The organism is Micromonospora sp. WMMB482 (assembly GCF_019038635.1).
In the GTDB taxonomy this organism is placed as follows: domain Bacteria; phylum Actinomycetota; class Actinomycetes; order Mycobacteriales; family Micromonosporaceae; genus Micromonospora; species Micromonospora marina.
Map to the genome: position 1 here is coordinate 3,429,425 of NZ_JAHOPD010000020.1, position 20,295 is coordinate 3,449,719.

At 71.6% G+C, this 20,295-nt stretch carries 22 protein-coding genes; 14 read left to right on the top strand and 8 right to left on the bottom strand.

What is annotated here, in order from left to right; genetic code table 11:
* The first annotated feature begins 114 nt into the window (after positions 1–114).
* The 4 genes from KSK32_RS17305 (at position 115) to KSK32_RS17320 (ending at position 2,951) form a co-directional block, all read left to right on the top strand.
* Positions 115–408, top strand: coding sequence for a hypothetical protein (locus KSK32_RS17305; RefSeq protein WP_216932148.1), 294 nt, complete (start codon positions 115–117; stop codon positions 406–408).
* A gap of 72 nt (positions 409–480) precedes the next feature.
* The gene (locus KSK32_RS17310) at positions 481–1,878 is read left to right on the top strand and encodes a DUF4331 domain-containing protein (protein WP_216932149.1); all 1,398 of its coding nucleotides are present in this window, start codon (positions 481–483) and stop codon (positions 1,876–1,878) included.
* 13 nt (positions 1,879–1,891) lie between these two features.
* Positions 1,892–2,230 carry a phospholipase gene (locus KSK32_RS17315; protein WP_216932150.1) on the top strand — a complete coding sequence of 113 codons (339 nt, stop codon included), beginning with the start codon at positions 1,892–1,894 and terminating at the stop codon, positions 2,228–2,230.
* 460 nt (positions 2,231–2,690) lie between these two features.
* On the top strand, positions 2,691–2,951 hold the full coding sequence (locus KSK32_RS17320) for a WhiB family transcriptional regulator (RefSeq protein ID WP_013284161.1): 261 nt from the start codon (positions 2,691–2,693) through the stop codon (positions 2,949–2,951).
* Positions 2,952–3,042: 91 nt separating this feature from the next.
* Here KSK32_RS17320 and KSK32_RS17325 read toward each other — a convergent pair whose 3' ends face one another.
* The gene (locus KSK32_RS17325; RefSeq protein ID WP_216932151.1) at positions 3,043–3,492 is read right to left on the bottom strand and encodes a metallopeptidase family protein; all 450 of its coding nucleotides are present in this window, start codon (positions 3,490–3,492) and stop codon (positions 3,043–3,045) included.
* A 154-nt stretch (positions 3,493–3,646) separates the two neighbouring features.
* Between KSK32_RS17325 and KSK32_RS17330 the strand changes: the two genes are divergently transcribed.
* Positions 3,647–4,018, top strand: coding sequence for a DUF3499 domain-containing protein (locus tag KSK32_RS17330; protein ID WP_216932152.1), 372 nt, complete (start codon positions 3,647–3,649; stop codon positions 4,016–4,018).
* A gap of 184 nt (positions 4,019–4,202) precedes the next feature.
* Here the strand turns inward: KSK32_RS17330 and KSK32_RS17335 are convergent, their stop codons facing one another.
* From KSK32_RS17335 to KSK32_RS17345, 3 genes are all read right to left on the bottom strand, one after another.
* Positions 4,203–5,582, bottom strand: a complete 1,380-nt coding sequence (locus KSK32_RS17335) for an FAD-binding oxidoreductase (protein ID WP_216936167.1) — start codon at positions 5,580–5,582, stop codon at positions 4,203–4,205.
* Positions 5,583–5,587: 5 nt separating this feature from the next.
* Positions 5,588–6,934: an aspartate aminotransferase family protein gene (locus tag KSK32_RS17340; protein WP_216932153.1), complete on the bottom strand. Its 1,347-nt coding sequence runs from the start codon at positions 6,932–6,934 to the stop codon at positions 5,588–5,590.
* A 148-nt stretch (positions 6,935–7,082) separates the two neighbouring features.
* Entirely contained in the window at positions 7,083–7,595 is a 513-nt protein-coding gene (locus KSK32_RS17345) for an Lrp/AsnC family transcriptional regulator (RefSeq protein WP_216932154.1), read from the bottom strand.
* Between the two features lie 204 nt (positions 7,596–7,799).
* Here KSK32_RS17345 and KSK32_RS17350 point away from each other — a divergent pair, with 204 nt between their 5' ends.
* From KSK32_RS17350 to KSK32_RS17390, 9 genes are all read left to right on the top strand, one after another.
* Positions 7,800–8,984, top strand: coding sequence for a spermidine/putrescine ABC transporter substrate-binding protein (locus tag KSK32_RS17350; protein ID WP_216932155.1), 1,185 nt, complete (start codon positions 7,800–7,802; stop codon positions 8,982–8,984).
* The gene (locus KSK32_RS17355) at positions 8,981–10,138 is read left to right on the top strand and encodes an ABC transporter ATP-binding protein (RefSeq protein ID WP_216932156.1); all 1,158 of its coding nucleotides are present in this window, start codon (positions 8,981–8,983) and stop codon (positions 10,136–10,138) included. The genes KSK32_RS17350 and KSK32_RS17355 overlap by 4 nt, the downstream gene beginning before the upstream one ends.
* Positions 10,139–10,294: 156 nt before the next feature.
* Positions 10,295–11,203, top strand: coding sequence for an ABC transporter permease (locus KSK32_RS17360; RefSeq protein ID WP_216932157.1), 909 nt, complete (start codon positions 10,295–10,297; stop codon positions 11,201–11,203).
* Complete coding sequence (locus KSK32_RS17365; RefSeq protein WP_289256301.1) at positions 11,200–12,030, top strand: ABC transporter permease; 831 nt, start codon at positions 11,200–11,202, stop codon at positions 12,028–12,030. The genes KSK32_RS17360 and KSK32_RS17365 overlap by 4 nt, the downstream gene beginning before the upstream one ends.
* A complete protein-coding gene (locus KSK32_RS17370; protein WP_216932158.1) occupies positions 12,027–13,448 on the top strand; it encodes an FAD-binding oxidoreductase in 1,422 nt (473 codons plus the stop codon). The genes KSK32_RS17365 and KSK32_RS17370 overlap by 4 nt, the downstream gene beginning before the upstream one ends.
* Entirely contained in the window at positions 13,448–14,650 is a 1,203-nt protein-coding gene (locus KSK32_RS17375; RefSeq protein WP_216932159.1) for a saccharopine dehydrogenase family protein, read from the top strand. Before KSK32_RS17370 ends, KSK32_RS17375 begins: the two co-directional genes overlap by 1 nt.
* On the top strand, positions 14,647–15,660 hold the full coding sequence (gene speB / locus KSK32_RS17380) for an agmatinase (RefSeq protein ID WP_216932160.1): 1,014 nt from the start codon (positions 14,647–14,649) through the stop codon (positions 15,658–15,660). Before KSK32_RS17375 ends, speB begins: the two co-directional genes overlap by 4 nt.
* Before the next feature lie 40 nt (positions 15,661–15,700).
* On the top strand, positions 15,701–16,093 hold the full coding sequence (locus KSK32_RS17385) for a type II toxin-antitoxin system RelE/ParE family toxin (RefSeq protein WP_186461666.1): 393 nt from the start codon (positions 15,701–15,703) through the stop codon (positions 16,091–16,093).
* Positions 16,090–16,401, top strand: a complete 312-nt coding sequence (locus KSK32_RS17390; RefSeq protein ID WP_216932161.1) for a helix-turn-helix domain-containing protein — start codon at positions 16,090–16,092, stop codon at positions 16,399–16,401. Before KSK32_RS17385 ends, KSK32_RS17390 begins: the two co-directional genes overlap by 4 nt.
* Before the next feature lie 19 nt (positions 16,402–16,420).
* Here the strand turns inward: KSK32_RS17390 and KSK32_RS17395 are convergent, their stop codons facing one another.
* From KSK32_RS17395 to KSK32_RS17410, 4 genes are all read right to left on the bottom strand, one after another.
* Positions 16,421–16,870: a hypothetical protein gene (locus KSK32_RS17395; protein WP_216932162.1), complete on the bottom strand. Its 450-nt coding sequence runs from the start codon at positions 16,868–16,870 to the stop codon at positions 16,421–16,423.
* A 101-nt stretch (positions 16,871–16,971) separates the two neighbouring features.
* Positions 16,972–17,319 (bottom strand): DUF779 domain-containing protein, encoded by a 348-nt coding sequence (locus tag KSK32_RS17400; RefSeq protein WP_018787561.1) that lies wholly within the window; start codon positions 17,317–17,319, stop codon positions 16,972–16,974.
* A complete protein-coding gene (adh, locus tag KSK32_RS17405) occupies positions 17,319–18,824 on the bottom strand; it encodes an aldehyde dehydrogenase (protein WP_216932163.1) in 1,506 nt (501 codons plus the stop codon). Before adh ends, KSK32_RS17400 begins: the two co-directional genes overlap by 1 nt.
* 40 nt (positions 18,825–18,864) lie before the next feature.
* Complete coding sequence (locus KSK32_RS17410; protein WP_216932164.1) at positions 18,865–20,148, bottom strand: transcriptional regulator; 1,284 nt, start codon at positions 20,146–20,148, stop codon at positions 18,865–18,867.
* Between the last annotated feature and the right edge of the window lie 147 nt (positions 20,149–20,295).

The window sequence follows — 20,295 nt, forward strand, 5'->3', positions numbered from 1 at the left end:
GATGCCGGCGGCGGTTTCGGCGAGGACCGCCGCCGGTGACCCGAACCGGGGCCCGGCGGTGTCCGGGTGCCCGGCCCGCTGCGGCGCTGCGGCGCCGGTCCGGAGAGGCTGCCGATGAGCACTGACGACACCACCGACGCGCCGAAGCGGCGGACCTGGCCGCGGTTGACCCGCAGGCAGACGCTCACCGCCGCGGCGAGCGCGACACTGGGCGCCGCCGCCCTCACCGTGCCGGGCCTGTCCGCCGCGCAGAACGCCCCCACGTCGGGGCGGCGCGACGAGCCGATCGTGGTCCACCTCCGCGACGCCTCCACCGGCGTCATGGACGTCTTCGTCGGCACCGGCCGGGTCGAGGTACGCGACCGCGGCCTGGCCGACCGCCTGGTGCGCGCCGCCGGTCGGCGCTGAACCCGCCCCTCCGCCGGCGCGGCTCCCGGCGCCGGTTCCGCTTTCCGTTCCCCCGACGAAGGTGCGTCCGCCATGTCCTCTCACCGTGAGGCCCCGGAGATCGCCAAGGATCCGGTCGCCGACAGTTCCGACCTGTACGCGTTCGTCACGCCGAGCCAGCCGGACACGGTCACGTTGATCGCCAACTACGTGCCGGTGCAGCTCCCGTCCGGCGGCCCGAACTTCTTCGAGTTCGGTGACGACGTCCGGTACGAGATTCACATCGACAACGACGGGGACGGTTATCCGGACGTCACCTATCGTTTCGAATTCACTACCGAGATCACGAACCAGAACAGTTTTCTCTACAACACCGGGCCGATCGAGTCGCTGGAGAGCAAGAACTGGAACCGGCGGCAGTTCTACCGGCTGACCCGGATCGCCGACGGCCGCGCCCGTGTGCTGGCGCACAAGCTGCCCTGCCCGCCGTGCAACGTCGGACCGCTGTCCACACCGAACTACCAGAACCTGGTCCGGCAGGCGACGTTCAAGCTGTCCACCGGCGAGAAGGTCTTCGCCGGCCAGCGCGCCGACGGCTTCTTCGTCGACCTGGGCGCGGTGTTCGACCTGGGTACGTTGCGGCCGTTCCAGCAGCTGCACGTCGCCGGCAAGAAGCTGTTCCGGGATGAGGGGGAGCCGGTGAACGCGCTGGACCGGCTGAACGTGCACAGTCTCGCCGTGCAGGTGCCGCTCGCCCAGGTACGCCGGAAGGCGGCCCGCTACGGCTCCGCCGACCGCGCCTCGACGATCGGGGTCTGGACCAGCGCGTCCCGCCAGCAGGTCCGGGTGCTGGGGGACCGGGTCGCCGCCGACACCGCCGCCGGTCCCTTCACGCAGGTGTCGCGGCTCGGTAACCCTTTGTTCAACGAGGTCATCGTGCCGATGTCCAGGAAGGACGTCTGGAACACGTTGCCGCCGTCGGAGGACAAGCGGTTCGCCGGCTTCGTCGAGCGGCCCGAGCTGGCCGCGCTGCTGCCCACCCTCTACCCGGGTGTGTTCCCCAACCTGGAGGCGCTGAACAAGTCGAAGAAGCCGCGCGCCGACCTGGTGGCGATCCTGCTCACCGGCGTCCCCGCCGGACTGATCGACGGCTTCGCCAACACCACAGGCGACGTGCAGGCGGACATGCTGCGGCTGAACACGGCGATCCGGCCCAGCCGCAGGCCGGACCGGTTCGGGGTGCTCGGCGGCGACCTGGCCGGCTTCCCCAACGGCCGCCGCCCCGCCGACGACGTGGTGACGATCGCGCTGCGCGCCATCGCCGGGCTGACCGTGCCGCTGGTCGACAAGACGTTCCGGCCGGACGCCGCCGCCGCGGCGGTGACGCCGGGCCTGAGCGCGGCCGACGTCACAGCGCCGTTCCTGGCCGACTTCCCGTTCCTCGGGACGCCGTACGACGGGTTCGGCAACCCGCAGGCGAAGAAGTCCTGACGGGAGGCGGCTGATGTCACACCATCACGATCTCGGCCCGTCGGAGGTCGGAAGCGTCGTGCTCGACCTCGGCGGTGACCGAGGCGTCCTCATCATCCACACCGGGCGGGACCTGCACGGCCGGGAGATCGAGATCAGCCGTGCGGACCTCGACGGCCCGCGGACCCACTCCGCCGTACGCGAGCGGCACGTCCGGGACGGGGTGTTCCACAGTGCCGTCTACCCGGACCTGGAGGCGGGTGTTTATACCGTTTGGTGGGACGAGTGCACGTCCGCCGGCGCAATCTCGGTCACCGGCGGGTCCGTCGCCGAATTCGTCTGGCCCACCAGCTCACCAGCCCGCGTGGACTGAGTCGTCAGTCGCGCCGGAACCTGCGCCCCGTCCACATGATGGACGGGGCGCGGTCGGCGTTGGACGGCTCGACGGGCGGTACCGCGGGAGGCGGGTTACCCTTTGCCCCACCAATTCTGATCTTGGTACGAGCGGCCGGCGGGGGCGTCCGGCCGGCCTGTCGGCGATGCGCCACGGCAGAAAACTTCCGGCAACTCGCCGGGGAGGGCGTTACTCGTCCGGGGTCTGAATCGATAGGGCAGGTTGCGAGGCTACGGGCGGCCGCGGCGGTCGTCCCGGACGTGTCGGGAGGGCGACTCCATTATCAAGTTTGGCTTGACGGCGCACGCATTACACGCGTGTAATTTGAATGGGGTTGTTCGCACGGAACGCAACAAATGGTGACCGTACGGACAGGCACGCCTTTCGCGTGGGGGGTTGCAGCGGCGAATGACGCCGGTGCGCGACAAGGAGGCAATGGATGGACGGCCAGCTCGAGGTGGCCGACCTGCTCGGGAACGCGCCGGAGTGGCAGGAGCGAGCGCTCTGCTCGCAGACCGACCCGGAGGCGTTCTTTCCCGAGAAGGGCGGCTCGACCCGCGAGGCGAAGCGCATCTGCTCGCGGTGCGAAGTGAAGACGGAATGCCTGGAGTACGCGCTCGGCCACGACGAGCGGTTCGGAATCTGGGGTGGCCTCTCCGAGCGGGAGCGGCGCAAGCTCAAGCGGCGGGTCGCCGCCTGATCCACGTACGGGTCCACGGGCGGTGGGGGCCGCCCGGACCCGGGTCGCCGTCCGGCCGGCGCGTCCGGCCGGGGGGCGGCGCCCTACCCGGTCAGGCCAGCTCGTCCGGGTCGACCCCGAGCAGATTCGCCACCTGCTCGATGATCACGTCGTGCACCAGGTCGGCGAGGTCCTCGCGGTCCATCGCGCGGAACTCCAGCGGCCGCCGGTAGAGCACGATCCGCGGCGGCACCTCCTGGCGGCCGGGCCGCCCGGGCAGCAGCCGGGCGAGCGGCACCTCGCCGTCCTCCAGCACGTCCGAGTCGTAGACGTTCAGATCCGGCGGGACGTCCTCGACCGCGAACTCCACCCCGGCCAACTCCTTGGCGAAACGGCGTTCGAGCGTCTCCACCATGTCGAGCACCAGATCGTCGAAGACCTCGGCCTTCGTCCGCGCCAGCGGCACCGTGGCCGGCACCAGCCGCCCGCGCAGCCCGCGACCGTGCCGGTCACGGTGGGTGCGCCGGCCGGAGCCGGGGCGGCGGTTCTGGGGGCTCGTCATGACGCACAGGGTAGCCCGGGTCGGGGGTCCACCCGCTGTCGCGCGGCCCGTCCGGCGTGCCGGTGCGTCGATCGGTGGAATTGTGATCACCATGACGGGCGTGTCGTAACGCGAAGCGGTGCGCCGGACCCGGTAATGGGGATACCCTGCCGCCGTGAGGTCACCACGGCGCTGCTCCCGTAACGGCTGCCCCCGGCAAGCGGTCGCCACATTGACCTATGTCTACAACGAGTCGACGGCGGTGGTGGGCCCGCTCGCGGCGTTCGCCGAACCGCACACGTACGACCTGTGTGAGCCGCACGCCCGCAACCTGACCGCCCCGCGCGGCTGGGACGTGGTGCGGCACGAGGGCGAGTTCGAGCCGCCGCCGCCCACCACCGACGACCTGGTGGCGCTGGCCGAGGCGGTACGCGAGGCCGCCCGCCCGGCCCCGCCCCGTCCCCCCGAGGACGAGCCCACCACCAAGCCCCAGGCCCCCCAGCAGGGCCGCCGGGGTCACCTCCGAGTCATCCCACCCCACCACTGACCGGCCCCGCCCAGGCCACGGCCCTCCATCGGCCGATCATGAAGGTCGCGCTGGTCGGCCACGTGCGGGCCAGGCCAAGATCAACACCAGTACGGGGATGTGGTGCCATCCAAGCCACCCGGACCCCACCACCACCCCGAACTGGTGTCGATCATGAACCCCTGTGCACGTGGGAACCCGGCCGTCAGTGGCCCAGGAAGCGGTTGAAGAGGTCGGCTCGGCGGGACGAGCGATGGGTTCTGTGCTCGGTTCGGTCGGCTGAGGACATGATCTTCAGGCCGGTGTTCATGGCGAGCCAGCGCAGCGGCTCCGGCTCCCAGCGCGGGGAGCGGTGGCCCACCCAGGGCAACGCGGTCAGGTCGCTCTCCACGCCCCGGATCAGGTCGGCGAGCGTACGCCCGGCGAGGTTACTGGTGCCGACGCCGTCACCGACGTAGCCGCCCGCCCAGGCCAGCCCGGTGCGCCGGTCCAGCCCCACCGACGCGGACCAGTCCCGGGCCACTCCCAGCGGCCCGCCCCAGGCGTGCGTCACCGGCACGTCCGGCCCGAGCACCGGGAACAGCTCACCGAGCGCCCGGCGCAGCGCCGCGAACACCCGCGGATCCCGGTCGAAGTCCGGCCGCACCCGGGAGGCGTAGTGGTAGGGCGCGCCCCGCCCGCCGAACGCGAGCCGGCCGTCGGCCGTGCGCTGGCCGTACACGATGACGTTCCGGTAGTCGGAGAACGTCTCCCGCTGCGCCAGCCCGATCCGCGCCCAGGTCTCCTCCGGCAGCGGCGGGGTGGCCACCATCAGCGAGTAGACCGGCGCCACCACACGCCGCCGGCCGGGCAGCCCCGGCGTGTAGCCCTCGGTCGCGCGGACCACCACCGGTGCCCGGACCACGCCCGCCGCTGCCACCGCCGCGCCCGGCCGCAGCGCGGTCACCGCTGTGCCCTCGTGGATGCGTACGCCCCGGCGCTCGACCGCCCGGGCCAGGCCCCGGACCAGCTTCGCCGGGTGCACCGCCGCGCAGTGCGGGGTGTACGTGCCGCCGCGTACCCCCTCGGCGTTGCAACGCGCGGCGGCCTCGCCGGCGTCGAGCAGCGTCAGGTCGTCGTCGGTCAGCCCGTGCGTGTGGGCCTGCGCCACCTCGGCGCGGGCCCGGTGGAGCTGGGCCTCGCCGCGGGCGAGCGTCACGGTGCCGCCGGCCCGCCAGTCGCAGTCGATGCCCTCGGCGGCGGCGACCCGCCCCACCTCGCCGACCGTGTCGTGCATGGCCCGCTGCATGGCCAGTGCCCGGTCCCGGCCGTGCCGCCGGGCCAGCGCCGGCAGCGAGGTGGGGAACAGCGCCGAACACCAGCCACCGTTCCTGCCTGACGCGCCGTACCCGGCGATCTCCCGCTCCAGCACGACGACGCGCAACGTGGGGTCGGCCTCGGCCAGGTACCAGGCCGTCCACAGCCCGGTGTACCCGGCGCCCACGATCGCCACGTCGGCGTCCGTGCCGCCGGGCAACCCGGGTCGCGGTGTCAGCGGTTCGTCCAGGCCGGACAGCCAGTACGACAGATGCCGGTAGTCGGTCATCGGCGTCAGAGCCGCGACCACGCCTCGGTCAGCACCGCGCGCAGGATCTGCTCGATCTCGTCGAAGTGCTGCTGGTCGGCGATCAGCGGCGGGGCGAGCTGCACCACCGGGTCACCCCGGTCGTCGGCCCGGCAGTAGAGCCCGGCGTCGAACAGGGCGGTGGACAGGAAGCCCCGCAGCAGCCGCTCGGACTCGGCCTCGTCGAACGTCTCCCGGGTCGTCTTGTCCTTGACCAGCTCGATGCCGTAGAAGTAGCCGTCGCCCCGGACGTCGCCGACGATCGGCAGGTCGTGCAGCTTCTCCAGGGTGGACCGGAACGCGCCCTCGTGGGCCCGGACGTGCCCGATCAGATCCTCCCGGGCGAACACCTCCAGGTTGGCCAGCGCTACCGCGCAGGAGACCGGGTGGCCGCCGAACGTCACGCCGTGCGCGAACATGCCGGTCTCGGTGAGGAACGGCTCCATCAGCCGCTCGCCGGCGATCATCGCGCCGAGCGGGGCGTAGCCGGAGGTGATGCCCTTGGCGGTGGTGATGATGTCCGGCTGGTAGCCGTACCGCACCGCGCCGAAGTACTCGCCGAGCCGGCCCCAGGAGCAGATCACCTCGTCGCTGACCAGCAGCACGTCGTACGCGTCGCAGATCTCGCGTACCCGCTCGAAGTAGCCGGGCGGCGGCGGGAAGCAGCCGCCGGAGTTCTGTACCGGCTCCAGGAAGACGGCGGCGACCGTCTCCGGTCCCTCCCGCTCGATCGCCCGGCCGATCTCCTCGGCGGCCCAGCGGCCGAACGCCTCGGCGTCGTCGCCGTGTTCGGGGGCCCGGTAGAAGTTGGTGTTCGGCACCTTGATGCCGCCCGGCACCAGTGGCTCGAAGTCGGTCTTGATGCCGGGCAGGCCGGTGATCGACAGCGCGCCCATCGAGGTGCCGTGGTAGGCGATGTACCGGCTGACCACCTTGTGCTTGGTGGGCTTGCCGGTGCGCTTGAAGTAGGCCCGGGCCAGCTTCCACGCCGCCTCGACGGCCTCGGAGCCGCCGGTGGTGAAGAAGACCCGGTTCAGGTCGCCGGGGGTGAGCGTGGCGATCTTCTCGGCCAGCTCGACCGCCTTCGGGTGGGCGTACGACCAGAGCGGGAAGTAGGCCAGCTCGCCGGCCTGCTTGGCGGCGGCCTCGGCCAGCTCGGTGCGGCCGTGGCCGGCGTTGACGACGAACAGCCCGGCCAGCCCGTCCAGGTAGCGGCGGCCCTGCGCGTCCCAGACGTACGCGCCCTCGCCCCGGACGATTGTCGGAACCTCGCCGGCGGGGTAGCTCGCCATGCGGGTGAAGTGCATCCACAGGTGGTCGGTGGCGTTGGCCATGTCAGCCCCATCGGGTCTCGGGCCGGTCAGGGGTGACACCGGCCGCTCTGCCCACGGTTATCCCACAGGCGATGCCGATAAGGCAAGTGAACAAGCCTCAACGCGACGGATTCAGCGCCGCATCACTTCCGTGTCAACGGAATCCGCATCAGACGGTACCCCAACTGTAGGTCTGCTTGCGCAGCTTCAGGTAGACGAACGCCTCGGTGGAGAGCACTCCGGGTACACCGCGCAGCTTCTGCAGGATCTCCAGCAGGTGCGCGTCGTTGCGGCAGACCACCTCGGCCAGCAGGTCGAACGAGCCGGCGGTGATCACCACGTAGTCGATCTCCTCGAACTCGGCCAGCCGGTCCGCGACCGGTTCCAGGTCGCCGTCCGTGCGCAGCCCGATCATGGCCTGGCGGGGGAAGCCGAGCTGGAGCGGATCGGTGACCGCGACGATCTGCATGACGCCCGCGTCGAGCAGCCGCTGCACCCGCTGGCGTACCGCCGCCTCGGAGAGGCCGACCGCCTTGCCGATGCTCGCGTACGGGCGGCGACCGTCCTCCTGGAGCTGCTCGATGATCTGCTTGGCCACGTCGTCGAGCAGAGCGTGATTGGCTCCTTCACGGACGGTGACCCGGCGGCTGCCGTTGGGGTTCTCCTGCTGCCGGTTGACCATCGACGCTCCTCGTGTCCGATTCTCCGTGTTGAGCGTAGTCCCCCGCGCAGTCTGGCGTATTTCGTGGCGACTGGCTATTCCGGCAACGGAATCCCTTGTGAGAGAGGTTTCCTCATGTCAGGATCAGTCGTCCATCGCCACTGACCCTCCCGCCGGCGCGCCGCCCCCGTCCCGCCGCCGACGATGCCCCCAAGGAGTCGTCACATGCGTAGTCCCCTCCGGACCCTCACCCGGCGCGGTCTGCTCACCGGGACCGTCGGCTCGGCCGCGCTGCTCGCCACCGCGGGCACCCTGGCCGGCTGCGGGACCAAGGGCGCCCAGCAGACCGAAGCCGGCTGCAAGAGCGAGGATCTGTCCGCCACCGAGAAGAAGGTCGCCTTCTCGAACTGGCCGCAGTACATGGACACCGACGACAAGGACGAGTCCAAGCGCCCCACGCTCGACGCGTTCGTCGCCGCCTCGGGTATCCAGGTGACGTACACCGAGGACGTCAACGACAACAACGAGTTCTTCGGCAAGGTGCGTAACCAGCTCGCCGGGTGTCAGAGCACCGGGCGGGACATCATGGTGCTCACCGACTGGATGGCCGCCCGGATGATTCGCCTCGGCTGGGTGCAGAAGCTGGACAAGTCGAAGATGCCCAACGTCGAGGCGAACCTGCTGCAGTCGCTGCGCGGGCGCTCCTTCGACGCCGAGACCCAGCTCGCGGTCCCGTGGCAGTCCGGGCTGGCCGGGCTCGCCTACAACGCGAAGGTCACCAAGGAGATCCGCACCGTCGACGAGCTGCTCACCCGCCCCGACCTCAAGGGCAAGGTGACGGTGCTGTCGGAGATGCGCGACACCATCGGCCTGCTGCTCCAGTCGCTCGGTCACGACCCGGCCGAGTTCACCGCCGCCCAGTTCGACGACGCGCTGAACAAGCTGAAGAAGGCCGTGAACAGCAAGCAGATCCGGCGGTTCACCGGCAACGACTACGCGCCCGACCTGGCCAAGGGCGACATCGCCGCGTGCATCGGCTGGTCCGGCGACGTGGTGCAGCTCGGCTTCGAGGACGAGAAGATCAAGTTCGTGGTGCCCGAGTCCGGCGTGATGCTCTGGTCGGACAACATGCTGGTGCCGAACAAGGCCACCCACAAGGCCAACGCCGAGGCGTTGATGAACCACTACTACGACCCGGCGGTCGCGGCGAAGCTGGCCGCGTACGTCAACTACATCTGCCCGGTGCAGGGCGCGCAGGCCGAGATGGAGAAGATCGACCCGGATCTGGCCACCAACCCGCTGATCTTCCCGGACGACGCGATGCTGTCGAAGGCAAAGGTCTTCATGGCGCTCGACGAAGCGCAGGAGAAGGAGTACGAGACCAAGTTCCAGCAGGTGATCGGCGCGTGAAGGGGCAGCAGACCCCGGCCGGTGACCTGCGACTGGTCGACCTGACCAAGCGGTTCGGCGTCTTCACCGCCGTCGACGACCTCACCCTCACCGTCCCGCAGGGCTCGTTCTTCGCCCTGCTCGGCGCATCCGGCTGCGGCAAGACCACCACGCTGCGGATGATCGCCGGGCTGGAACAGCCCACCAGCGGGAAGGTACTGCTCGGCGAGCAGGACACCGCCGGGCTGCGGCCGTACAAGCGGCCGGTCAACACCGTCTTCCAGAGCTACGCCCTCTTCCCGCACCTGGACATCCACGAGAACGTGGCGTTCGGGCTGCGTCGCCGCGGCATCCGCAAGGTGGGCGACCAGGTGGAGCGGATGCTCGCGCTGGTCCAGCTCGAAGGGTACGGCCGGCGCCGCCCGGCCCAGCTCTCCGGCGGCCAGCAGCAGCGCGTCGCGCTGGCCCGGGCGCTCATCAACCACCCGCAGGTGCTCCTGCTCGACGAGCCGCTCGGCGCGCTCGACCTCAAGCTGCGGCGGCAGATGCAGATCGAGCTGAAGCGGATCCAGACCGAGGTGGGCATCACGTTCGTGCACGTCACCCACGACCAGGAGGAGGCCATGACGATGGCCGACACGGTCGCGGTGATGAACGCCGGGCGGATCGAGCAACTCGGCGCACCCGCCGACATCTACGAGTACCCGGCCACCGCGTTCGTGGCGAACTTCCTCGGCCAGTCCAACCTGCTCGCCGCCGAAGCCGGCGGTCGCGCCGCCGACGACGTGCTGGTCACGGCGCACGGCGCGCGCTTCTCCGTGCCCGCCGGCCGGGCCCGGCTCACCGACGGGCCGGCCTTCCTCGGCGTACGTCCGGAGAAGCTGCACCTGGCCGACGGCCCGGACCGGGTGCCGGCCGGGCACCAGCACGTCGGCGGCGTCGTCACCGACACCTCCTACGTCGGGGTGAGCACCCAGTACCTGGTGCGCACCGCGTGGGGCAGTGAGCTGTCCGCGTTCGCGGCGAACAGCGGGCTGGGTGGCCGGCTCGCCGTCGGTACGGCGGTGACCGCGCACTGGGATCCGCGGCACGCGTTCCTGCTGCCCCGGGACGCCGGTGAGGACGACCAGACCGCGCCGCTGCTCGACGAGCCGCCGGTGGGTGCGCTGCCATGAGCGAGCGCAGCGAGCGAATCGGCTGGCTCGGCGCGGAGGTGCCTCATGGCGGCGCGGAGCGAAGCGGAGTGGCGGCATGAGCGAGTGCAGCGAGCGAATCGGCTGGCTCGGCGCGGAGGTGCCTCATGGCGGCGCGGAGCGAAGCGGAGTGGCGGCATGAGCGCGCTGGCCCAGGTACCGGCCTCCGCCGGGAAGCCGGCGCCGCCGCCGGTGCGGCGCGGGCGCAGCCGCCTCCTGCCGTACCTGCTGCTGCTTCCCGGCGCGGCCTGGCTGCTCGTCTTCTTCGCTCTCCCGCTGGTGCAGCTCGCCTCCGCCAGCCTCTACGACCCGTCCGGCTCGCTCACCACCGGGTACGCCATGACCTGGGCGTTCGGCAACTACCCGGACGCGTTGCAGGCGTACTGGCCGCAGTTCTCCCGGTCCTTCCTCTACTCGGCGATCGCGCTGGTGCTCGCGCTGCTGATGGGCTACCCGCTGGCGTACGCGATCGCCCAGAAGGCCGGCCGGTGGAAGAACCTGCTGCTGGTGGCGGTGGTCGCGCCGATGTTCACCAGCTTCCTGGTGCGCACGCTGGCCTGGAAGACCATCCTGTCGGACAACGGCGCGCTGGTCGGGCTGCTGCGCGACGTGCACCTGCTCGGCCCGGACGGCCGGCTGCTGGCCACCCCGATCGCCGTGGTGCTCGGCCTGACGTACAACTTCCTGCCGTTCCTGGTGCTGCCGCTGTACGCGAGCCTGGAGCGGCTCGACCCCCGGCTGCTGGAGGCGGCGAGCGACCTGTACGCGAGTCCGCTGCGCGCGTTCGCCAAGGTCACGCTACCGCTGTCGATGCCCGGCCTGATCGCCGGCACGCTGCTGTTCTTCATCCCGGCCACGGGGGACTACATCAACGCCGAGCTGCTCGGTACGCCGAACGAGTACATGATCGGCAACGTCATCGACTCGGCGTTCCTGGTCCGGCTGGACTACCCGCAGGGCGCGGCGCTGTCGTTCCTGCTGATGGCCGCGATCCTGGCGATCGTCTTCGTCTACCTGCGGCGGGCCGGCACGGAGGAGGTCCTGTGAAACTCAGGCGCTGGCTCGCCGACCGGTGGGTGATGGGCGTGGCTCTGCTCGTCCTCGGCTACCTGACGCTGCCGATCATGGTGGTCGCCGGTCTGTCCTTCAACCGGCCCTCCAGCCGGCTCTCCTACGACTTCAACGAGTTCACGCTCGACAACTGGAAGCAGCCCTGCGCCACAGCGGACATGTGCGACGCGGTCGTGCGCAGCATGCAGATCGGCCTGATCGCCACAGTCGTCTCCACGCTCCTCGGCACGCTGATGGCGTTCGCGCTGGTCCGGCACAGCTTCCGCGGCCGGTCCGGGCTCAACGGGCTCATCTTCCTGCCGATGGCCACCCCGGAACTGGTGATGGGCACCTCGCTGCTCGCCCTCTTCGTGGCCGCCGGGGTGCCGCAGGGCTTCTGGACCATCGTCATCGCGCACGTCATGTTCTGCGTGTCGTTCGTCGTGGTCACCGTGAAGGCCCGGCTCGCCGGCATGGACCGGCGGCTGGAGGAGGCCGCCATGGACCTGTACGCCAGCGAGTGGCAGACGTTCCGCCGGATCACGCTGCCGCTCGTGCTACCAGGCATCGTGGCCGCCGCGCTGCTGGCGTTCTCGCTCAGCTTCGACGACTTCATCATCACGAACTTCAACGCCGGCACCACTGTCACGTTCCCGATGTACGTCTGGGGTGCCTCGCAGCGGGGCATCCCGCCGCAGGTCAACGTCATCGGCACGGCCATGTTCGTGATCGCGTTGCTGCTGGTCGGGGCCACCTCGCTGCGCGGGCGGCGGGCGCGACGGGCCGCCCTCGCGGTGGTCGCCACACCGTCGGGCAAGCCATGACACTCCCGCATACCGGCCGGGCGCTGGCCGACGCCGCGCCCGTGCCGTACTGGCTGGACCGCCCGGTTCGTCCCGACCCGCTGCCGCCGCTGGCCGGGATGCACACCGCCGACCTGCTCGTGGTCGGCGGCGGGTACGCCGGGCTGTGGACCGCGCTGCTCGCGAAGGAGGCCGACCCGGACCGCGACGTCCTGCTCGTCGACGCGGGCACGTGCGGCTGGGCGGCGTCCGGGCGCAACGGCGGGTTCTGCGCTGCGTCGCTGACCCACGGGCTCGCCAACGGCGTCGAGCGGTTCCCCGGCGAGATCGGCGAGCTGGAACGGCTGGGCCGGGAGAACCTGGACGCCATCGCCGCCACCGTGGCGAAGTACGACATCGACTGCGACTTCGAGCGCACCGGCGAACTGGCGGTCGCGGTCGAGCCGTACCAGCTCGACGGGCTCGCCGCCGACGCCGAACTGGCCCGCCGGTACGGCCACGACGTGCGGCTGCTCGACCGCGACGAGGTACGCGCCGAGGTGGCGTCGCCGACGTACCTGGGTGGGATGTGGGACGCCGACCGGGTGGCCCTGCTCGACCCGGCGAAGCTCGCCTGGGGGCTGCGCCGGGCCGCGCTCGACCTGGGCGTACGCGTGCACGAGCACACCCGCGTCACCGGCCTGGCCCGCGACGGAGCCGGGCTGCGCGCCACCACGGCGGGCGGCGCGGACGCGGCGCCCGGCGCGGTACGGGCGCGGCAGGTGGTGCTGGCCACGAACGCGTTCCCGCCGCTGCTGCGCCGGCTGCGCTCCTGGCTGGTGCCGGTCTACGACTACGCGCTGATGACCGAGCCGCTGACCGGGGCGCAACGCGACGCGATCGGCTGGCGGCACCGGCAGGGGCTCGCCGACACCGGCAACCAGTTCCACTACTACCGGCTCACCGCCGACAACCGGATCCTGTTCGGCGGCTACGACGCGATCTACCACTACGGCAACCGGGTGACACCAGCGCTGGAGCAGCGCGAGGCCACCTTCACCACGCTGGCGTCGCACTTCTTCTCCACGTTCCCGCAGCTCGCCGATGTGCGCTTCAGTCACCGCTGGGGTGGCGTCATCGACACCTGCACCCGGTTCTGCGCGTTCTTCGGCACCGCGTACGACGGGCGCCTGGCGTACGCCGCCGGGTTCACCGGGCTCGGCGTCGGCGCGACCCGGTTCGGGGCCCGCGTGACGCTCGACCTGCTCTCCGGCGCGGACACCCCGCTCACCCGGCTCGACCTGGTGCGCCGCAAGCCGCTGCCGTTCCCGCCGGAACCGGCCCGGTCCGTGGGCATCAACCTCACCCGCTGGTCGCTCGCCCGCGCCGACGCGCGCGACGGGCGGCGCAACCTCTGGCTCCGTACTCTCGACCGTCTTGGACTGGGGTTCGACTCCTGATGCGTATCCTCCTCGTCGGCGCCGGTGGCGTCGGCTCCGCCGCCGTATCCATCGCCGCCCGCCGTTCCTTCTTCGAGACCATGGTGGTCGCCGACCACGACCCGGCGCGTGCGGCGCGAGCCGTCGCCGGGCACGGCGACCGGTTCGTCGCCGCCACCGTGGACGCCTCCTCCGCCGACGCGGTCGCCGCGCTGTGCCGGAAACACCGGATCACGCACGTGCTGAACGCGGTCGACCCGCGCTTCGTCATGCCGATCTTCGACGGCGCGTTCGCCGCCGGGGCCGACTACCTCGACATGGCGATGTCGCTGTCCCGGCCGCACCCCGAGCACCCCTACGCGGAGACCGGCGTCAAGCTCGGCGACGAGCAGTTCGCCGTCGCGGAGCGGTGGGCCGCCGCCGGGCGGCTGGCGCTCTGCGGCATCGGCGTCGAACCGGGCCTGTCCGACGTCTTCGCCCGCTACGCCGCCGACGAACTCTTCGCCGAGATCGACGAGATCGGGGTACGCGACGGCGCGAACCTGACAGTCGCCGGGTACGAGTTCGCGCCCTCGTTCTCCATCTGGACCACCATCGAGGAGTGCCTCAACCCGCCGGTGATCTGGGAGGCCGGGCGCGGCTGGTTCACCACCGAACCGTTCAGCGAACCGGAGGTGTTCGACTTCCCGGCCGGGATCGGCCCGGTCGAGTGCGTCAACGTCGAGCACGAGGAGGTGCTGCTCATCCCGCGGTGGGTGCCGGCGAAGCGGGTCACCTTCAAGTACGGCCTCGGTGCCGAGTTCATCGAGGTGCTCCGCACGCTGCACAAGCTCGGGCTGGACTCGACCCAGCCGGTGCGGGTGCGCGGGGTCGACGTATCGCCGCGCGACCTGGTGGCCGCCGCCCTGCCCGACCCGGCCACGCTCGGTGACCGGATGAGCGGCAGGACGTGCGCCGGCACGTACGTCACCGGCACCGGGCCGGACGGCCGCCCGCGCCGGGTCTACCTCTATCACGTGGTGGACAACGAGTGGTCGATGGCCGAGTACGGCCACCAGGCGGTGGTCTGGCAGACCGCAGTGAACCCGGTCGTCGCGCTGGAACTGGTCGCCACCGGCGCCTGGTCCGGCACGGGCGTGCTCGGCCCGGAGGCGTTCCCGCCGGCCCCCTTCCTGGACCTGCTCACCGACTACGGTTCGCCGTGGGGGATGGAGGAACGATGACCCGGTACGGCCCGATGTACGGTCCCGACATCACGTTCCTCGGCGTGCCGCCGTGCACCGTCGAGGAACCGGTCACGTACGCCGACGCGGACGTCGTGATCATCGGGGCCCCGTTCGACGGCGGCACCTCGCACCGGCCGGGCACCCGGTTCGGGCCGTCCGCCATCCGGCAGGCCTGCTACCTGCCGCACGACGGATCCCGCCCCTCGCTGGCGCTGCGCGTGGACGGGCTGAAGGACCTGTGCGTCTACGACGCCGGGGACGTGGAGATGTTCGGCGGCGACATCGAGCGCTCACTGGCCGCGCTGGAGACCGCCGTGCACGCGGTCGCGTCGGCCGGGGCGATCCCGGTGGTGCTCGGCGGCGACCACTCCATCGCGCTGCCCGACGCGACAGGGGTGGCCCGGCACCATGGGCTCGGCCGGGTGTCGCTTGTGCACTTCGACGCGCACGCCGACACCGGCGACGTCGAGTTCGGCTCGCTGCACGGCCACGGCCAGCCGATGCGGCGGCTCATCGAATCCGGTGCGGTACGCGGCGACCGCTTCCTCCAGATCGGGCTGCGCGGGTACTGGCCCGGCCCGGACACGCTGGCGTGGATGGCCGGGCAGCGGATGCGCTCGTACGAGATGACCGAGATCGTGGCGCGCGGGCTGGACACCTGCCTGACCGAGGCGTTCGGCATCGCGACCGACGAGTGCGAGGGCGTGTTCCTCTCCGTCGACGTGGACGTGGTCGACCCCGGCATGGCACCCGGCACCGGCACGCCCGAGCCGGGCGGGTTCACCTCCCGGCAGCTGCTCGACGCGGTCCGGCGGGTGTGTTACGAACTGCCGGTGGTCGGGCTGGACGTGGTCGAGGTCGCCCCGCCCTACGACCACGCCGACATCACCGCGTTCCTCGGCAACCGCGTGGTGCTGGAGGCGCTGTCCGCGATAGCCCGCCGCCGCCACGACGCAACAACCGGAACCCCATGGAACCCCACCCAGCCCCTCCTGGACGACCGCTGACCGGTAGCCCGGCATGTTTAGCTCGGGCTATAGTCGGGGCATGGGTGCGGACGGGAAGCGCTGGTCGGTCCGGGTGACCGGAGAGGTCCGGCACTGGCTGCGCGACCTGCGGGACCACGACCCGGCGTCGTACGAGAGCGTCCGGGTGGCGGTGGACAAACTGGCCGAGGTCGGGCCAGGGCTGGGTCGCCCGCTCGTGGACACGCTGCGTGGAAGCAGCCTCCGTAATCTGAAGGAGCTGCGGCCCCGCTCCGGCCGGGACGTGGCTATCCGGGTGCTGTTCGTCTTCGATCCCTGGTCGCAGGCGGTCCTCCTGGTCGCCGGCAACAAGGCGGGCAACTGGACCCGCTGGTACCGGCAGCACATCCCGGCGGCGGAGGTTGCCTACAAGGCTTGGCTCGACAGCGAGCGCGAGCGAAGGGGGGAGTCGTGACGGATTTCTATCACTGGGACGAGGTCCGCGCCGAACTCGGCGGTGACGACGAGGCGTACGAGGCGGAGCGCGCCCGGACCGACGCCTGGGTGAGCGCGTTCCACCTGGCCGAGGAGCGCAAGCGGCTGGGGCTCACCCAGCGGCAGGTCGCCGAGATCATGGGGGTCACGCCCGGCCGGGTCAGCCAGATCGAGAACGGCGACCTCGACGTCAACGAGGTGGCCACGTTGAGCCGCTATGCCAACGCCCTCGGCGCCCGGCTACGGATCATCTTCGACTACGGCGACGACCTCCGGCAGATCGCCTGACCGGAGGCCGCCGACGCGGTCAGGGGTGGGTGCAGCGGGGGCGCAGGCGCACGGGCTCGGTGGTTTCGGTGAGGGAGTTGGGCTCGACCACCAGGCGCGCGATCGCCGTGGCGGGACCACCGCGGAACGCGCCCTGGTCGGCGGGGATCGTGGCGGTCCAGGTGCCGGCGGTGCGTTCGTCGGTGCACGCGCCGATCACGCCGAACCCGAAACCGGTGACCGTGCCGCGCCGTACCCGCTGCTCCAGGTGCACCTCGATGTACGCGAGGCCGCGCTCGGCGCCACAGTCGAACCGGCCGCCGACGGTGGCGGTGTGCGCGCGCACGCCGGCCGTGCCGAACCAGTTGACGGAGATGCTGGGGGAAGCAGCCGGGGCGGCGACGGCGGCGCCCGGCGCGAGCCCGAGCGTGGCGGCGGTGGCCAGGGCGGTGAGGCCGGCGGCGAGCACTGGTTGTCGGACCGGGTACATGCGCGGTCTCCTGTCGGGCGGTGGCGGGACGCTGATTCCGAAGTGGACGGCGTCAGCATCCCACCGCCGCGATACCCGCGAGCTGCAAGATCTCGGACAGATCAGCGGTTCAGGTGGGAGCGGATGAGGAAGCGGACGCCCTCCGGGGCCTCCAGGGAGAAGCCGCTGCCCCGGCCGGGCACCACGTCGACGGTGAGCCGGGTGTGCTGCCACAGCTCCCACTGGGCCTTCGACATCCAGAACTCCACCGGCTCGGGCACCCCGTCGACGGCGAGCGAGGCGAGCAGCACGTCCGAGCCGCCGGTGCGGAACTCACCGGCCGGGTAGCACATCGGCGCGCTGCCGTCGCAGCAGCCGCCGGACTGGTGGAACATCAGCGGGCCGTGCTGCCCCCGCAGCGACCGGATCAGGTCGGCCGCCGCGGGGGTCACTGTCACCGGCTCGCCCATCAGAAGAAGCCCAGCTTCTTCGGCGAGTAGCTGACCAGCAGGTTCTTGGTCTGCTGGTAGTGCTCCAGCATCATCTTGTGGTTCTCCCGGCCGATGCCGGACTGCTTGTAGCCGCCGAACGCGGCGTGCGCCGGGTACGCGTGGTAGCAGTTCGTCCATACCCGGCCCGCCTGGATGGCCCGCCCGGCCCGGTACGCGGTGTTCAGATCCCGGGTCCACACGCCCGCGCCGAGCCCGTACAGCGTGTCGTTGGCGATCTTCACGGCGTCGTCCAGGTCGGCGAAGGACGTCACCGACACCACCGGGCCGAAGATCTCCTCCTGGAAGATCCGCATCGAGTTGTCGCCCTCGAAGATGGTCGGCTGGACGTAGTAGCCGCCGGACAGCTCGCCGCCCAGGTCGGCCCGCTCACCGCCGGTGAGGACACGAGCGCCCTCCTGCCGCCCGATGTCCAGGTAGGACAGGATCTTTTCGAGCTGGTCGTTGGACGCCTGCGCGCCGACCGTCGTGTCGGTGTCCAGCGGGTGCCCCTGCGTGATCTGCCGGGTCCGGTCCACGGCGGCGGCCAGGAAGTCGGCGTAGTGGCCCTGCTGGATGAGCGCCCGGGACGGGCAGGTGCACACCTCGCCCTGGTTGAGCGCGAACATGGTGAAGCCTTCCAGCGCCTTGTCCCGGAAGTCGTCGGAGGCGGCGCTGACGTCGTCGAAGAAGATGTTCGGGCTCTTCCCGCCCAGCTCCAGCGTGACCGGCTTGATGTTCTCGCTGGCGTACTGCATGATCAGCCGCCCGGTGGTGGTCTCGCCGGTGAACGCCACCTTCGCCACGCGTGACGAGGACGCCAGCGGCTTGCCCGCCTCGACGCCGAAGCCGTTCACCACGTTCAGCACGCCCGGCGGCAGCAGGTCGCCGATCAGCGAGAGCAGGTAGTGGATCGAGGCGGGCGTCTGCTCGGCCGGCTTGAGCACCACCGCGTTGCCGGCGGCCAGCGCCGGGGCGAGTTTCCACACCGCCATGAGGATCGGGAAGTTCCACGGGATGATCTGCCCGACCACGCCCAGCGGCTCGTGGAAGTGGTAGGCGACGGTGTCGTCGTCGAGTTCGCCGAGCGAGCCCTCCTGCGCCCGGATCGCCCCGGCGAAGTAGCGGAAGTGGTCGATCGCGAGCGGGATGTCGGCGGCGAGCGTCTCGCGTACCGGCTTGCCGTTCTCCCATGTCTCGGCGATCGCGAGGGACGCCAGGTTGTCCTGCATGCGGTCGGCGATCCGGTTGAGGATCAGCGACCGCTCGGCCACCGAGGTGCGGCCCCAGGCGTCGGCCGCGCCGTGCGCCGCGTCGAGCGCCTTCTCCACGTCCTCGCCGGTGCCCCGGGCCACCTCGCAGAAGGTCTGCCCGGTCACCGGGGTCGGGTTCTCGAAGTACCTGCCACCGTGCGGCTTCACGTACTCGCCGCCGATGTAGTGGTCGTAGCGGGACTGCCAGTGGGTGGGGGCGTCGTAGCGCGTCATGGGTACCTCCGCCGTCCGTCTGGGGTGGATGGCGGGCAGGCTAGTTTCCGGGACGTTGCAGGAACGTTGCGCGCGGCAGCGCGTACTCCTCGGCGAGCTGGCGGGCCCGCGCGACAGCGAGCGGCCGGCGGGGCGCGCCCGGCGGCAGCGAGCGGGCCAGGGCCTGCCAGGCGGCCAGGTCGTCGGACCCGGCGGCCGTCGCGGTCCAGGCCGCGAGCAGCCCCGGGTCGTTGCCGGCCAGCACGGCGGCGCGCAACTGGCCGTCGACCAGGCGGCGCAGTCGCGCGACTCCCGGCGCGTCCGACAGGGGCAGCAGGGGCCCGGGGTACGCGCGCAGCGCCGCCGCGGGATCGCCACGTTCCAGCAGTTCGGTGACGGTACGGAAGTCGGCGCGCACGGCCGGCCGCAGCCGGTACGGGCGGGAGTCGAGCAGTTCTTCGCCGAGCACACGGCGCAGCCGGGACAGCTCGGCGCGCAGCGTGACCGGATGCCGCCTGTCGTCGCCGTACAGGTCGAGGCCGAGCTGTTCCCCGGTGCGCCCCTCGGGATGGTCGACCAGCAGCACCAGCAGCTCGCTGTGCCGGCGGCCGAGCCGTACGCGCCGACCGCCGACGCGCAGCTCCGCCTCGTCGCGGCCGAGCGCCGACACGTACGCCCCGTCCGGCGCGGCGGGCGCGGCGCCGGCCAGGAACGCCTCGGCGGCCCGGGCGGTGGCCCGGACCAGGGCCAGGCTCTGCGGGTTGGCCAGGTGGTCCCCGCCGGTGATGTCGACGGCACCGAGCAGCGCGCCGGTGGCCGGGTCGTGGATCGGCGCGGCGGCGCAGGTCCAGCGCTGCACCGGCCGGACGAAGTGCTCGGTGGCGAAGATCTGCACGCCGTGGTCGACGGCGAGGGCCGTGCCGGGGGCGTTCGTGCCGGCGTGCGCCTCGTCCCAGCGGGCGCCCGGCACGAAGTTCATCCGCTCGGCGTGCCGCAGCACCCCGGGGTGGCCCTCCACCCAGAGCAGCCGCCCGGCGGCGTCGCAGACCGCCATCAGGTGCGCGCCGTCCTGCGCGATGCCGCCGAGCAGATCGCGGAACAGCGGCATCACCCGGGCCAGCGGGTGTGCGGCGCGGTAGGTCTCCAGCGCGTTGTCGACGAGGTCGACCGGTGCGGTGGCCTCCGGGTCGAGCAGCGCGGACCGCTCCCAGGACCGGGCCACCACCTCGCGGACCCGCCCGGAGGTGGTGCCGGCGGTGAGGAACGCCTCGTGGGCGGCGCCGACCTGCGCGATCCGCTCCGCCGGATCCGCGCCGAACTCCAGGGCGAGCCACGGGTCAGCCATCGGCGACCTCCTCGCGCCCATGGTGACCCAGCTCACTGCTGATCGCCAAGGCGCGGCGGCAGATGGTGGCGACCTTTCCGCAGCGCCACACACCCGCTACGGTCCGTTGTGGTCCAGGAAGCCGGGTGAACGGTCCGGCCCTCCCGT